The organism is Streptomyces flaveolus (assembly GCF_014648815.1).
Taxonomy (GTDB): domain Bacteria; phylum Actinomycetota; class Actinomycetes; order Streptomycetales; family Streptomycetaceae; genus Streptomyces; species Streptomyces flaveolus.
On record NZ_BMRV01000015.1, the window covers coordinates 1 to 14,369 of the forward strand.

The 14,369-nt window shown below is 72.4% G+C and carries 9 protein-coding genes; 3 read left to right on the forward strand and 6 right to left on the reverse strand.

Features of this window, described 5'->3' with window-relative positions; genetic code table 11:
• Together IEZ05_RS28690 and IEZ05_RS28695 are read right to left on the reverse strand one after the other, a co-directional pair.
• The coding region (locus IEZ05_RS28690; RefSeq protein ID WP_189233177.1) for a hypothetical protein at nucleotides 1-236 on the reverse strand (236 nt) is incomplete at its 3' end.
• Nucleotides 237-486: 250 nt separating this feature from the next.
• On the reverse strand, nucleotides 487-1,998 hold the full coding sequence (locus IEZ05_RS28695; protein WP_189233178.1) for a CehA/McbA family metallohydrolase: 1,512 nt from the start codon (nucleotides 1,996-1,998) through the stop codon (nucleotides 487-489).
• A 186-nt stretch (nucleotides 1,999-2,184) separates the two neighbouring features.
• Here IEZ05_RS28695 and IEZ05_RS28700 point away from each other — a divergent pair, with 186 nt between their 5' ends.
• Both IEZ05_RS28700 and IEZ05_RS28705 read left to right on the forward strand, forming a co-directional pair.
• A complete protein-coding gene (locus IEZ05_RS28700) occupies nucleotides 2,185-4,797 on the forward strand; it encodes a bifunctional FO biosynthesis protein CofGH (RefSeq protein WP_189233179.1) in 2,613 nt (870 codons plus the stop codon).
• Nucleotides 4,798-4,902: 105 nt separating this feature from the next.
• Nucleotides 4,903-5,466 (forward strand): hypothetical protein, encoded by a 564-nt coding sequence (locus IEZ05_RS28705; protein ID WP_189233180.1) that lies wholly within the window; start codon nucleotides 4,903-4,905, stop codon nucleotides 5,464-5,466.
• Here the strand turns inward: IEZ05_RS28705 and IEZ05_RS28710 are convergent.
• Nucleotides 5,450-5,959 carry a DUF2165 domain-containing protein gene (locus tag IEZ05_RS28710; protein WP_189233181.1) on the reverse strand — a complete coding sequence of 170 codons (510 nt, stop codon included), beginning with the start codon at nucleotides 5,957-5,959 and terminating at the stop codon, nucleotides 5,450-5,452. The genes IEZ05_RS28705 and IEZ05_RS28710 overlap by 17 nt on opposite strands.
• A gap of 336 nt (nucleotides 5,960-6,295) precedes the next feature.
• On the opposite strand from IEZ05_RS28710, the gene IEZ05_RS28715 reads away from it, so the two are divergent.
• Nucleotides 6,296-7,414 carry an ADP-ribosylglycohydrolase family protein gene (locus tag IEZ05_RS28715; protein WP_189233182.1) on the forward strand — a complete coding sequence of 373 codons (1,119 nt, stop codon included), beginning with the start codon at nucleotides 6,296-6,298 and terminating at the stop codon, nucleotides 7,412-7,414.
• Nucleotides 7,415-7,600: 186 nt separating this feature from the next.
• On the opposite strand, the gene IEZ05_RS28720 is transcribed toward IEZ05_RS28715, so the two are convergent.
• The 3 genes from IEZ05_RS28720 to IEZ05_RS28730 all read right to left on the reverse strand — a co-directional run bounded on the left by IEZ05_RS28720 (nucleotide 7,601) and on the right by IEZ05_RS28730 (nucleotide 14,298).
• Complete coding sequence (locus tag IEZ05_RS28720; RefSeq protein ID WP_189233183.1) at nucleotides 7,601-9,184, reverse strand: sodium:solute symporter family protein; 1,584 nt, start codon at nucleotides 9,182-9,184, stop codon at nucleotides 7,601-7,603.
• A gap of 268 nt (nucleotides 9,185-9,452) precedes the next feature.
• Nucleotides 9,453-11,240 carry an MFS transporter gene (locus IEZ05_RS28725; RefSeq protein ID WP_373298864.1) on the reverse strand — a complete coding sequence of 596 codons (1,788 nt, stop codon included), beginning with the start codon at nucleotides 11,238-11,240 and terminating at the stop codon, nucleotides 9,453-9,455.
• Nucleotides 11,241-11,601: 361 nt separating this feature from the next.
• Nucleotides 11,602-14,298 carry a D-alanyl-D-alanine carboxypeptidase gene (locus tag IEZ05_RS28730; protein ID WP_229869904.1) on the reverse strand — a complete coding sequence of 899 codons (2,697 nt, stop codon included), beginning with the start codon at nucleotides 14,296-14,298 and terminating at the stop codon, nucleotides 11,602-11,604.
• Between the last annotated feature and the right edge of the window lie 71 nt (nucleotides 14,299-14,369).

Here is a 14,369-nt window from a genome sequence, read left to right on the forward strand (position 1 = left end):
TTGCCGGTGTCGTCCTTGAGGGTGGCGGTCGGTCCGTCGGGGCTGTTGGTCATGTCGACGGTCCAGCCGCCGAAGGTGGCGTCGATCGTCTTCGTCACCGTGCAGTCCGACGACCCGGTGGCGCCGCCGTGGTCGGTGGCGAAGGCGACGGTGGGAACGCACAGGGCGCCCGCCAGAGCGGCGGTGGCGACGGCGGCACGCAGGACGACGCGGGGGCGCGAGAGCGCAGCAGACATGGTGATCCCCCCAGGGATGACACGAGCGTGAGTGGTGCGAGCGAGAGACGGCCCGGGCTGCCTTTCCGTTCCGGTGTCCGGTCCGGCCCCCGGCAGCGGGCGCGATGCGCCAAGTTTCCGGCTCGATTGACCTGGATCGATGAACGAACTGTCACCGCGCCGTAACAGGGAGGCCGCCTGCTCCTCCGCCGACAGCCGGGCCCGGGGCCGTGGCAGCCGGCGGAGGAGGCGGCGGAGGAGGCGGCGGAACCTAACGCCGGCCCAGGAACACCGGGTTGGTGAATGCCGCCAGTGCCCCCGGCAGGGGACCCGCGGCGGCCTCGTGCCGTAGTTCCGCCCGTACGTACGCCGCGTAGGACGCCGTCGTCCGCCACTCCACCGTGCCCGTGCCGGACACCGGCAGCGGTGCGCTGGTGAACAGCACGCCCTGGTCCGTGACGAACCGGACCGTGCAGCGCGGGGCGCCCGTCACCTCCAGGCGGACGGTGACCGGGGTGTCCGGGTCGACGGGGAGCCGTTCGCCGATGCCTGCGTGCTCGCCGCGCCCGCCCGACGCGGTGAGGGCGAGCGACAGCTTCGCCGACTCGGCGACGTACGACCGCCCCGCCCGGATGCCCTCCTGGATCGCCTCCCGGGTCAGGTCGTCGGCGAGGACGACGGTCTGCGGGAGCCCGATGACGTCCGGGTCCCGGTGGGCGTCGCTGCTGCCCATGGCCGGGATCCAGCCGCGGCCGTCCCGCACCGAGGCGATCAGCATGCCGTCCCAGTCGGCCAGCGCCACCTCGTCGTCGGGCGTGTAGGGCCCGTTCCACACCTCGACCGCGTCGGCCTCCCCGAAGCCGAACTTCCAGTTGCAGCCGATGCAGGTGGCGTGCGGGTGGGCCGGGACGACCAGGCCGCCGGCGCGGCGGATCTGCCGCGCGAACCGGCCGAAGCGGTTGTCGCGGGCCCGGTAGCGCCAGTCGACGAAGGTGCCGGGGTCGGTGCCGAGGGCGACCACGTGCCCGTTCCGCGTCGTCACCTCCTCGCCCAGCATGACCAGCAGGTCGTCGCCGGCCAGGTCCGCCCAGTGCGCGTGCGCCGAGTGCGTGTTGTGCTCGGAGGAGTTGATGAAGTCCAGCCCCGCCGCCCGCGCGAGCGCCGCGATCTCGGCGAGGGAGCGGCGGCCGTCGGAGTACACGGAGTGCAGGTGGCAGTCGCCCCGGTACCAGGCGCGGCCCCGGCCCTTGGCCCGCGACGGCGGGTACGTCGGCCGTGCGGTCTCGCCCGGTTCCCCGTACGTCAGCGTGATCGTCAGCTCGTACGACAGTCCCTGCGGCGCGACCGTGTACGGGCCGAGCGCGATGTGCCAGGTGCCCGGCCGCACCGGCCCCGGGAGGTAGCCGGGCGTGGCGTCGTCCGCGCGGACGAAGAACTCCGTGCGGGCCCCGCCCGACCAGCCCCGGAAACCCCGGCCGCCCAGCTCGGTGCCGCGCTCGTCGAAGACGCCGATGTCGAGGGCGTTGCCCGGCGTCCCGGCGGGGACGGCAGGCCGGTCGTAGGTGTAGGAGACCCTGATCTCCCGCACGCCCGGCGGGACTTCGACCGGGACGTACACGAAGTCGGGGGATCCGGGGGGAAGGGTGCCGCGTACGGTTCTCGTCCGCGGGTCCGGTCCGCCCGCTGCCGAAGCGAAGCTCACGGTCCCCAACGTAAGCGCGGCGGCGGCTCCGGTCACGAACACCGCGCGTCTGCCGATCCCGGCGTGGTCGTCCTCGCACATGCTGCTCTCCCCAGGTGTCGTGGGTGACATGGCACGGGTGGTGCGGGGGTGGTGCGTGCAACCCTCGTATTGAGCCGTGAACTCCCGGGCAAGGAAAGGGGGTCGGCGGATGGAGGGCCGGAAACCGGCCGGTGGGGGAGCGGACGGCGCACCGCGTCCCGATCACGCCGCTCGTATGCTCGAAGGATGACGACTTCCGCGACCTCCGGAACCGGACCCGCAGACCCCGCCGGTGCGACCGGTCCCACCGAGAACTCCATGCGTCGCGCCCTCAAACGCGCCCGGGACGGTGTCGCCCTCGACGTCTCCGAGGCCGCGGTGCTGCTCCAGGCCCGCGGCGAGCACCTCGACGCCCTCACCGCGTCCGCCGCCCGGGTGCGGGACGCCGGCCTGGAGGCCGCCGGGCGCCCCGGCGTCATCACGTACTCGAAGAGCGTGTTCATCCCGCTGACCCGGCTGTGCCGGGACAAGTGCCACTACTGCACCTTCGTCACCGTCCCCGGCAAGCTGCGCCGAGAGGGGCACGGGATGTTCATGTCGCCGGACGAGGTGCTGGACATCGCCCGCAAGGGCGCCGCCCTCGGCTGCAAGGAAGCGCTGATCACCCTCGGTGACAAGCCCGAGGACCGCTGGCCCGAGGCGCGCGAGTGGCTCGACGCGCACGGTTACGACGACACGATCGCCTACGTCCGGGCGATCTCCATCCGGATCCTGGAGGAGACGGGACTGCTCCCGCACCTCAACCCGGGCGTCATGACGTGGACGGACTTCCAGCGCCTCAAGCCGGTCGCGCCCTCCATGGGCATGATGCTGGAGACCACCGCCACCCGCCTGTGGTCCGAGCCCGGCGGCCCCCATTACGGCTCCCCGGACAAGGAACCGGCCGTCCGGCTGCGCGTCCTGGAGGACGCCGGCCGTTCCTCGGTCCCCTTCACCTCCGGTCTCCTCATCGGCATCGGGGAGACGTACGAGGAGCGCGCTCAGTCCCTCTTCGCGCTGCGCAAGGTCTCCCGCGCCTACCACGGCATCCAGGAGCTGATCATCCAGAACTTCCGCGCCAAGCCGGACACCGCGATGCGCGGCATGCCGGACGCGGAGCTGGACGAGCTGGTCGCCACGGTGGCCGTCGCCCGGCACATCATGGGTCCCTCCGCCTGCCTCCAGGCCCCGCCCAACCTGGTGGACGCGGAGTACGAGCGCCTGATCGGGGCCGGCATCGACGACTGGGGCGGGGTCTCCCCGCTCACCATCGACCACGTCAATCCCGAGCGTCCCTGGCCGCAGATCGAGGAGCTGGCCGCCAAGTCCCGCACGGCCGGCTTCGAGCTGCGCGAACGGCTCTGCGTCTACCCCGAGTTCGTCCGGCGCGGCGAGCCCTGGCTGGACCCGCGCCTGCTGCCGCACGTGGCCGCGCTCGCCGACCCCGACACCGGTCTCGCGCGCGAGGACGCGACGGTTCAGGGCCGGCCGTGGCAGGAGCCCGAGGAGGTCTTCGAGGCGTCCGGCCGCACCGACCTGCACCGCACCATCGACACCGACGGCCGCACCTCGGACCGCCGCGACGACTTCGACGAGGTGTACGGCGACTGGGACGCCCTGCGCGAGGCGGCGGCGCCCGGCATGGCACCGGAGCGCATCGACACCGACGTGCGCCAGGCGCTGGCGACGGCCGCCGACGACCCGACGAAACTCACGGACGACGAGGCCCTCGCCCTGCTGCACGCCGACGGCCCGGCGCTGGACGCCCTGTGCAAGGTGGCCGACGACGTCCGCAAGTCGGCGGTGGGCGACGACGTCACCTACATCGTCACCCGCAACATCAACTTCACCAACGTCTGCTACACCGGCTGCCGTTTCTGCGCCTTCGCGCAGCGCCGCACCGACGCCGACGCGTACACGCTCTCCCTCGACCAGGTCGCCGACCGCGCCCAGCAGGCGTGGGAGGTCGGCGCGGTCGAGGTCTGCATGCAGGGCGGCATCCACCCCGACCTGCCGGGCACGGCGTACTTCGACATCGCCAAGGCGGTCAAGGCCCGCGTCCCCGGCATGCACGTGCACGCCTTCTCGCCGATGGAGGTCGTCAACGGCGCCACCCGCACCGGCATGTCGATCCGCGAGTGGCTGAGCGCGGCGAAGGAGGCGGGCCTCGACTCCATCCCCGGCACGGCGGCGGAGATCCTCGACGACGAGGTCCGCTGGATCCTGACCAAGGGCAAGCTGCCCACGGCGACCTGGATCGAGGTCGTCGAGACGGCCCACGAACTGGGCATCCGGTCGAGCTCCACGATGATGTACGGCCACGTCGACCAGCCCCGCCACTGGCTCGGCCACCTGCGCACCCTCGCCGGCATCCAGCAGCGCACGGGCGGCTTCACGGAGTTCGTGACGCTGCCCTTCATCCACACGAACGCGCCGGTGTACCTGGCGGGCATCGCCCGGCCCGGTCCCACCCTGCGGGACAACCGGGCGGTCACCGCGATGGCCCGTCTCCTGCTGCACCCGCACATCCCCAACATCCAGACAAGCTGGGTGAAACTGGGCACCGAGGGTGCGGCCCAGATGCTCCGCTCCGGCGCCAACGACCTCGGCGGCACGCTCATGGAGGAGACGATCTCCCGCATGGCGGGCTCGTCGTACGGCTCCTACAAGTCGGTCAAGGACCTGATCGCCGTCGCCGACGCGGCCGGCCGTCCGGCCAGGCCCCGCACCACGCTGTACGGCGAGGTCCCCGAGGAGCGGCAGCGGGCGGCGACGGCCTCGGACGGACACCTGCCGGAGCTGCTGCCGGTGCTGGACTGACCGCCGCCGGACCGACCGCCTCCGGACCGAGGCACGGGCCGCTCACAGTACGATGATCGGACCCCCGGTGTGTCGGGGTTCTCGTAGCTGAGGAGATGCGTGCCCGTGCCTGCCCGACTTCCCTCGTGGGCCTGGGTCTCCGGTCTGACCGTGGGAGCGATAGCGGGGGTCGGCGTCCTGACCGTGCAGGCGGACCGGGGCCCGCACCCCACCGCCACCGTGGCCGAGCCGAACCCGTCGGCCACGGCGGAGGCGTCCCCCACGCCGAAGGAGACGGCACCGGCCCCGGTGCCGGAAGGCTCCGGCACCGGGCGGCGCATCGTCTACTCCCTCGGCCAGAAGCGGGTCTGGCTGGTCGACGCGAGCGACGCCTCCCGCCGGACGTTCACCGTGTGGCCCGGCACGGTCAGCCCCGAGCCCGGCGCCTACACGGTCGGGACCCGCACCGAGGGCGCCACGACCGGCTCCGACGGCGTGCGGATCGAGCAGATCGTCTACTTCGCCCTGGAGGACGGCGTCTCGGTCGCCTTCTCCAACGCGGTCGACGGCTCCTCGCCCCCGCCGCCCGTCCCGGGGACGAAGACCGGTGGCATCCGGCTGCACAAGGCGGACGGCCAGGCCGTCTGGACGTTCGCGACGGCCGGCACGAAGGTCACGGTCGTCCCGTAGTGCCGGCCCGCTCCAGCGGCAGGTGCGTGACGATCAGCACGACGCCGCTGAGCAGGAAGATCCGCGTGGCCGCGTCCAGTCCGTTCCAGGTGTCCGACTGCCACATCGCGAACCACTCCCCGCCGATGCCGATGAAGCCGACGCCGAAGAGCAGCATCACCATCAGCAGGCCGAGGGTCGAGATCCGGCGGGCCCTCGCACGGTCCCGCCGGAACCAGAACCAGGTACCGGCGACGAGCACGAGCGCGGCCACCGTCTCCCAGACGATGATCGCCACGTACGCCGCGTTCTGTAGTCCCTCGCTGGTGACGGCCCGCCACATCAGGTCGTCGTCCTTGAAAGTGGTGTCCATGGCGAGCACATGCTGGACGAACGCCTGGTTCGTCCCGAAGTCGGTGATGTTCCCGAAGGCGACCAGCGCCATGTAGAGGGCGACGGTGCCGGTGAGGAGGGCCGCGGCCAGGGGCAGGGCCCGCGAAGTGGTGGTGGTCATGCCCACCTCATTCCCCGCGGGCCCGGCGCTCATCCGACGAGCAGCTCCGCCTTCAGCGCGCCCGCCACGACGACGCGTGTCTTCTGGGTCATGGCCCGGATCGTTCTGCGCCCGGACGGGCGGCGGGGCAACCGGCCGTGAACCACGGGCGTCGGCCGGGCGTCGTGATCGTGCCGGTGGATGCCGTACGTGTGCGACCTCACCCGGTACGGCCGACGGCTGTACCCATCTGACCGGTCAGGCCATGCTTTCGCCCCATTCCGGGCCCTGAATCGACCACGCCCGTTCGATTACAGTGCTCGCGTCGTACGTAGGGGCGATGCCGCGGGAGGTCAGGTGGGCGCGACGGGCGGTGCTGCCGTGTGGGGTCGTGCCGAGCAGCAGGACTTCCGGAGCCGGGTGCGCGGAACGTTGCTGGGCGTGGCCGTCGGGGACGCCTTCGGGGCGCCCGTCGACGGGATGGACCTCGCCGCCGTCCGCGAGGCGCACGGACCCGAGGGACCGGCCGATCTCGCCCCCGCCTACGGGCGGCGCGGTGCCGTCACCCACCTCACCCAGCTCACCCTGTTCTCCGTCGACGGGCTGATCCGCGCCCAGGTACGGCGCGACACCGGGGCCTGGCATCCGCCGACCGACCTCCACCGGGCGTACCGGCGCTGGTCCGCGACCCAGCGGGACTGGGGGCCCGACGAGCGGCGCAAGGACGACGGGTGGCTGGCCCGCGAGGAGTGGCTGTACGCCCGCAGGGCCCCCACGCGCGCCCTGCTGCTCGGGCTCGGCGACGACACGATGGGGACCCCCGAGGCGCCCAAGAACCCCGGGGAGCGCGGGCCCGAGGCAGCCGCCCGGTCGGCGCCGTTCGGGCTGCTGGTCGGCTGGGAGCCGCAACTCGTCGCCCAGCTCGCCGTGGAGTGCGCGGCGCAGACCCACGGCCACCCCACCGGAAACCTCGCGGCGGGCGCGTACGCCGTGGCCGTGCACGGACTGGCGCGGGGGGAGAGCCTGGACGCGGCCGTGCAGCGGGCGCTCGCGCTGCTGGCCGTCCGGCCCGGGCACGAGCCGGTGGCGGAGGCGTTGCAGCACGCGCTGGGCGCGGTGCGGCAGGGGCTTCCGACGCCGGCGCGGGTGGCCGAGCTGGCCGGCGAGGGCACGGCGGAGGGTCTGGTCGCCGCCGCCGTGTACTGCGCCCTCGTCGCCGAGGACGTACGGCACGGGCTGCGGCTGGCCGTCGGCCACGGCGGCCCCTCCGCCGCGACCGGCGCGCTGACGGGCGGCCTGCTCGGTGCCCTGCACGGCGAGACGGCCCTCCCGCCGGCCTGGCTGGCCGAGCTGGAGGGCCGTCCGACGATCCTGGAACTGGCCGACGACTTCGCCATGGAGATGACTCAGGGGCCCGCACTGCACGGACCGGCGGGCTCGTCCCCGGGCTGGCTGGCGAGGTACCCCAGGGCGTGAGCGGGCGCTGGGCCGTGTCCGCGGAGTCCCTCCTGGCCCGCGACGCCTGCTGGCACGTGCTCTCGCGCACCGGGCGAAGTCCCGAGGACACCCGGTGCGAGGGACTGCGCCCGGCACGCCGAGAGCACGCACCGGGCGCCGCGGGGCCCGCCCTCCGGGCGTACGGAGGGACTTCGCGGACACGACCTAGTCCTTCACCCGGGTCCGCCCCACCGCGTCGCCCCGGTCTCCGGCGGGCGCCGGGACGGCCGCCGCCGCTCCGGAGGCGTCGTCGTCCCCGTCCGTGTTGAGCCGCTCGATGATCGCGAGCCGCTCCGGGGTGTCCTCCGGCTTCAGGTAGCCGATGAGGACGTAGAGGACCAGGGAGACCGCCAGCGGGACGGACACCTGGTACTCCAGGGGCACCCCGCCCTCGACGCTCCAGTTGATCGGGTAGTTGACCAGCCAGAAGGCGAGCAGGCCGGCCGCCCAGCTGGTGAGCGCGGCCGTCGGTCCCGAGCGGCGGAAGGGCCGCAGCAGGCCGAGCATCATCGGGATCGCGATCGGGCCCATCAGACCGGCCACCCACTTGATGACGACGGTGATGATGTCCTTGAACGTCGGCGAGTTGACCTGCGTGGCCACCGCCATGGACAGGGCGAGGAAGACGACCGTCGTCACCCGCGCCGCGACCAGCCCGGACCGCTCGCCCCAGGCCCGTGCCCGCGCCGACACGACCGGTGCCACGTCGCGGGTGAACACGGCCGCGATGGCGTTGGCGTCCGACGAGCACATGGCCATGGTGTGCGAGAAGAAGCCGACGATGACCAGGCCCAGCAGTCCGTGCGGCAGGAGCTGTTCGGTCATCAGGCCGTAGGAGTCGGAGCCGTCCGGCTTCTGCGACTCCACCAGCAGCGGCGACATCCACATCGGGAAGAACAGCACCACCGGCCAGACCAGCCACAGCACCGCCGACAGCCGCGCCGACCGCGCGGCCTCGCGGGCGTTGCTCGTGGCCATGTAGCGCTGGGCCTGGTTGAGCATGCCGCCGTTGTACTCGAAGAGCTTGATGAAGAGGAAGGCGAGCAGGAACACCGTCCCGTACGGGCCGACCAGCGGCTTGCCGTGGCCCTGGAGGGCGGGCTCGTCCCAGACGCCGAAGAAGCCGCCGTGGTCACCGAGTTTCATGACGACGGCCACGAACATCGCGATGCCGGCCATCAGTTGGATGATGAACTGGCCGAGCTCCGTCAGCGCGTCGGCCCACAGGCCGCCGATCGTGCAGTAGATGCCGGTGACGACGCCGGTGATCAGGATGCCCTGGTTGAGGGAGATGCCGGTGAAGACCGACAGCAGGGTGGCGATGGCCGCCCACTTCGCGGCCACGTCCACGATCTTCAGCAGCATGCCGGACCAGGCCAGGGCCTGCTGGGTCGGCAGGTTGTAGCGGTTCTTCAGGTACTCCAGCGGAGAGGCCACGTGGAGCCGTGAGCGCAGCCGGTTGATGCGCGGCGCGAACAGCTTCGACCCGACGGCGATGCCCAGGGCGATGGGGAACGACCAGGTGACGAAGGACGTGACGCCGTAGGTGTAGGCGATGCCCGCGTACCCGGTGAACATCACCGCGCTGTAACCCGACATGTGGTGCGAGATGCCGGACAGCCACCAGGGCATCTTGCCGCCGGCCGTGAAGAAGTCGCTGACGTTGTCCACGCGTTTGTGCGACCAGACACCGATCGCCACCATCACGGCGAAGTAGCCGATCAGCACGGACCAGTCGAGACCGTTCATGTGCCCCCTTCCGGGGTCCGCCTTGTGAACTCCGCTCAGCTGGTTGGCACTTCGCAAGAGCGGAATGAGGGCGAGGCGCGCGGCGAAGTGCCCGCTCATCGTGGTTGCGTCGGCGCGGGCACGACAAGGAAGCGGAGGGTCAAGAGCGAGTAAAAAGGTTCGGCTTGCTGACCTCAGTTCACGGACATGAACGCCGGAGAGATGCGTCGGCCGGGACCCGTGGATCGGGTTCCCGGCCGTCTGCCCTGCTCGGACGCTGCTTCGGAAGCTACTGGGGCGCGAACTTCAGCTCGTCCTCGAGCTGATCCGCGAGCTGGTCCTTGAGCTCGTCCTTCATCTCGTCCGGACAGGGGGTGCCGCGCGAGAGCCCGTACGGTGCCGCCAGCCGGTAGGTGCCCGCCTCGGGGGCGATCAGCACCGTCCACTTGTCGCCGTCGACGGTCTCCTCCGTCTCCGTCAGGCAGCCGTTGACGTTCTCGAACGCCTTCGGCGAGCCCTCGGGACGGTCCTTGGAGGCCTCCGTCTCCTGCGGCGGCTTGAGCTTCTTGCCTTCGGCGTCCACGAGACTCAGCCACGGCGAGTACGGCATCCGGACCAGGACGGGGCCGGGCCGCCGGACGTCGATCACCCACTCGTCCTGCTCGGCCCGCTGGACGACCGCGTTCGGCTCCGCCAGCGGCGTCGGGTCGGTCACCTGGAACAGCTGCCAGTTGGCGTCCCCCCAGACCTGCTTGAGGTACGGCAGCCCCCGCTGCAACAGCTCCCGCTCGCGCTTGCCGCCGTCGCCGTCCGGTTCGTCCTTGGGCAGCACCACGTAGTGCACGGCCCAGCGCTGCAGCCACTCGTGGTAGTTCGCCGAGTTGAGCGTGTCGTCGTAGAAGAGCGGGTTGCGCTCCATGTCGGCCTGGCGGGTCCAGCCGCGGGCCAGGTTCACGTACGGGGCGAGAGCCGAGGCCTCACGGTGGGAGCGGGCGGGTACGGCCTCCACGCGGCCCTTCTCGGCGCCGACCTCCTGCAGCTCGTTCAGCAGCGGCGCCAGCTCACGCGCCCAGGAGGCGGCGGGCGTGGTGTGGACGGCGTCGTCGGCCGACTTGAAGCCGATCCAGCCGACGAAGCCGGCGAGCGCGACCACGAGCGCGTACCACTTGCGCGTGCGCGGCACCGTGAACGGCAGCGCGGCCACCAGCGCCACCCCGGCGAAGAGCATCGACAGGCGCGTGATGTTGGAGCCGATCTGGGAGCTGATCACCCAGACGAGGAGCACCGACAGCCCGTAGACCGCCGACGTGATCCGCACGGTCTTCCAGGTGCTCGGCACGAACGCGAAGACGAAACCCGCGTACAGCAACGGCAGCACGGTCGAGCCGAAGCCCATGGGCTGGGTGCCGGAGAAGGGGAACAGCCAGGCCGACAGCGCGACCACCGCGGCCGGTGCCAGCCCCAGCGCCCAGGCGCCCGGACGGCGCTTCTGCAGGAACAGCGCCACCGCCACCAGACCCACGAACAGGCCCGAGACCGGCGAGGACATCGTGGACAGCGCGGCCAGCGGCGCCGCGCACAGGGCCTTCGCCCAGCGCTCGTGGCGCCAGCGGTGCGGCCAGCAGAACACCGTGGCCACCGCGCCCAGCGCGAACATCGTGCCCAGACCGAACGTCACCCGCCCCGACACCGCGTTGCCCAGCAGCCCGAACAGGCCCGCCAGCGACGCCCACAGCGGATTGCGGACCACCCGGCTGCGGATCAGGATCAACGTCAGCAGCCCGGCCGACAGCGTCCCCGCGATCATCATCGTGGTCCGGACGCCGAGCACCGACATCAGATACGGCGACACCACGCTGTACGACACCGGGTGCATGCCGCCGTACCAGGCGAGGTTGTACGCCGAGGCCGGGTGCCGGCCGACGAACTCCGCCCACGCGTCCTGCGCCGCGAGGTCGCCGCCACTGTTCGCGAAGGTGAAGAACCAGACGATGTGGAGGACCCCGGCGAGGGCGGTGACGGACAGCACGGGGTGACGCAGCATGCGCTCGCGCACGGCCAGGAAGGCGCCCTTCACCGCGGACGGCGCTTCCGGCTCGGCAGGCTCCGGCCCGGCACGGTGTGGTTCACGGCCGCCGTCCGCCGGGACGGTACCGGCCCGCCCGCCGTCCCCGCCGTCCTTGCGGGGCGCGGGTACGTGTGGTCGCGGGCCCGCACCAGGGCCCGGATCGGCGTCGTCGGCGCGTGTCGGCTCCGCAGTGGCCACCTGAAGGCACTCCCCGTGTCCCGTCTTCTGCTTTCGGCCGCGTCCGTCCGTACTCTTCACGGCCGCGTTCCCGCGACCCGGCGACCTGCCCCGTTTCGTGACGCTAGCACGCACCCCGCCCAGCAGCTGCCGGACGGGGTGCGGGGTGTGTGCTGTCCTGTCCTGCCCGGTGTCAGCCGAGCCGGGTCAGCCTGGCCGTGAGACCGGGCTCCGCCAGGTCGTCCTGGAGGGCGACCGGGACCTCGACGGCCTCACTGCTGCTGCCGTCGCCGACGATGAGCGTGCCGACCTCGGTGCCGGCCTTCGCCGTGTGCGGCACCGACCCGTCGCTGCGGCTCTCGAGCTTCAGCTTCACGGTCAGGCCGGACCAGCCGACGGCGGAGACGTCCCTGGTGGCGACCACGGGCGTGGTGCCGCCCAGACCGTCGTCGACCTGCCCGACGACATCGCCCTTCTTCACGATGGTCTTCGAGGTGAGGGCGTCCTGCCCCGTTTCGATCAGCTTGCGCACGACGCCGGTGACCTCGTCGATGTTGGCGACGCCGTTCTGCCCGTACTGGCCGAGGGCCGCGCCGATGATCGTCTGGGTCTTGCCGCCGACGTTCTTCTCCGCGGCGAAGAGGATGTTGCCGCCGGCCGCGGTGGTGGTGCCGGTCTTGATGCCGATGGCCACGGTCGGGACGAGCCCGAAGAAGTTCTTCTGCTCGTCGCCGTTGAGGTCGACGTAGCCGGGCTGCTTGGAGATCTCCTTGAAGACCGGGTTCTCCATCGCGGCGCGGCCCAGCTTCACCAGGTCCTCGGCGGTGGAGACGGTCGTCTTGTCGAGGCCGCTGGGGTCCGTGTAGGTGGTGTTCTTCATCCCCAGCTCCTCGGCGGTCTTGTTCATCTTCGCGACGAACGCGTCCTCGGAGCTGCTGCCGGTGTCCCAGCGGGCCAGCAGCTTGGCGATGTTGTTGGCGGACGGCAGCATGACCGCCTGCAGCGCCTCGTACTCGGTGATCTTCTGGCCCTCGGAGACCCTCACCACCGACTCGTTCTCGGCCTTGCCGGTCTCGTAGTGCTTCTGCGCGGCCGCGTCGACGGTGATCTTCGGACCCTTCTCACCCGTCTTCAGCGGGTGGTCGCGCAGGATCAGGTACACCGTCATGACCTTGGCGATGCTGGCGATCGGTACGGGCTTCTGGTCGCCGGACGTGCCGAAGGTGCCGATGCCGTTGACGTCCATGGCCGCCTGTCCCTGACCGGGCCAGGGCACGGAGGGCTTGCCGCCCTCGAACGAGACGGTCTCCTGCGCGGTGAGGTGCAACGTGGGTGTGGGCAGCGGGCGCACGGCCTGGACGATCCCGAACACGATCACCAGCAGCAGGACCAGCGGGGTCCAGATCTTGACCCGGCGCACGGTCGTCCGCAGCGGGGTCTCCGGGGGCGGCGGGGTGTTCGTCAGCTCCGCCAGCAGGTCCAGCGGCGGCTTCGGAGGCAGCGGCTGCTGCGTGGTCCGCTCGGGACCGACCTGCGGCACGGCCGCGGTGGCCCCGGCGGAGGCCGCGCGGGGCGCCTCGGAGCCGGGCTGCGCGGGCCGAGGGGGCTTGCGGGTCGCCGGGTCGTCCGGGTGCCGCAGGGCGACGAACTTGCTGGTGCGCTCGGCTTCGGTCTCGGCCTTGTCGGCCTTGTCGGGCTTCCCGCCCTTCTTTCCGACGTCACCCAGCTTCAGCATGGTCGTCGGCTGGTCGACGGAGGGCTCGGCGGGCGGCCGTACGGCCTTGAAGACGGCGGTGGGCTGGTCGACGGGGCCCTTGCCGGCCTCGGCCCTCTCGCCCGCGTCGGGTTCCGGCCCGGCGTCGGCGCGGTCGCCCGCGCGCTCCTCGGAGGCGTCCTCGGGCCCGTCGGGGGCCGCGTCGGCGTCCTGCGCGGTCTCCTCGGGGGACGCGGCGTCCTCCGGCTCGTCCGCGGCCTCGTGCCGGGCGTTCGCGGCGGCCCGCTCGTCCGCGGTCGCGACCCACGCCGCGACGGCGTCACGGAGCCGGCCGTCACCGGACGTGTCCGACGGGTTCGTCGCACCGGCCTCCTCGGGACGGCCGCCGTCCTCGCCGTCCGCCACGGCGCCGGCGCCGGACTCGGCGTCGGCATCGGCTTCGGGCCTGGCCTCGGTCTTGGCTCCCGCCTCGGGCTCGGACTCGGCGTCGGCCGCGGCCTCGGGCCTGGCGTCGCTCTTGGCCCCCGCCACGGCCCCAGGCTTGGCGCCGGGCTCGGCATCGGCCACGGCTACGGGCTCGGCGTCAGCGTCAACGTCCGCCGCGGCGTCGGGCCTGGCGTCGGCCCTGGCTTCCGCCTCGGTGCCGGCCCCCGCCTCAGGCTTGGCGCCAGCCGCGACCTCAGGCTGGGCGCCGGTCTCGGCGTCCGCCTCCGGCTCCGTCTCCGCGTCCGCCGGGGCCTCAGACTGGGCGCCGGTCCTGGCGTCCGCCTCGGGCTCGGTCTCCGCCTCGGCGTCCGCCGGGGCCTCAGGCTGGGCGCCGGTCCTGGCGTCCGCCTCGGGCTCGGTCTCCGCGCCGGCGTCCGCCTCGGCCTCGGGCCTGGTCCCCGCCTCGTCGTCCGCCGCGGTCTCGTTCTCGGTCTCGCCGGCGCCCGGCGTCGCCGCCTCGGTCTCCGTATCGCGGACCGACAGCACCCGGGTGGCCGTGTCCACGCCCCCGCCGGCCTTCGCGGACCCGGTGGACGCCTCCCGCGCCACCGCCAGCCGCGGATCACGCGTCTCGCTCGCCTCGGTCCTGGCTTCGGGAACCGGACCCGCGCTCCCCGACGTCGGTTCTTCCGACGACTCGCGCTGCTTCGACCTGTCGGGGGACTCGCCCGCCACCGATGCCTCCTCCATGCGCCGCACGTCCTGTGTGCGCTACCGAACCATGTACCAGTGTCCTGTGTACGGGTAGAACCCACGCGGTA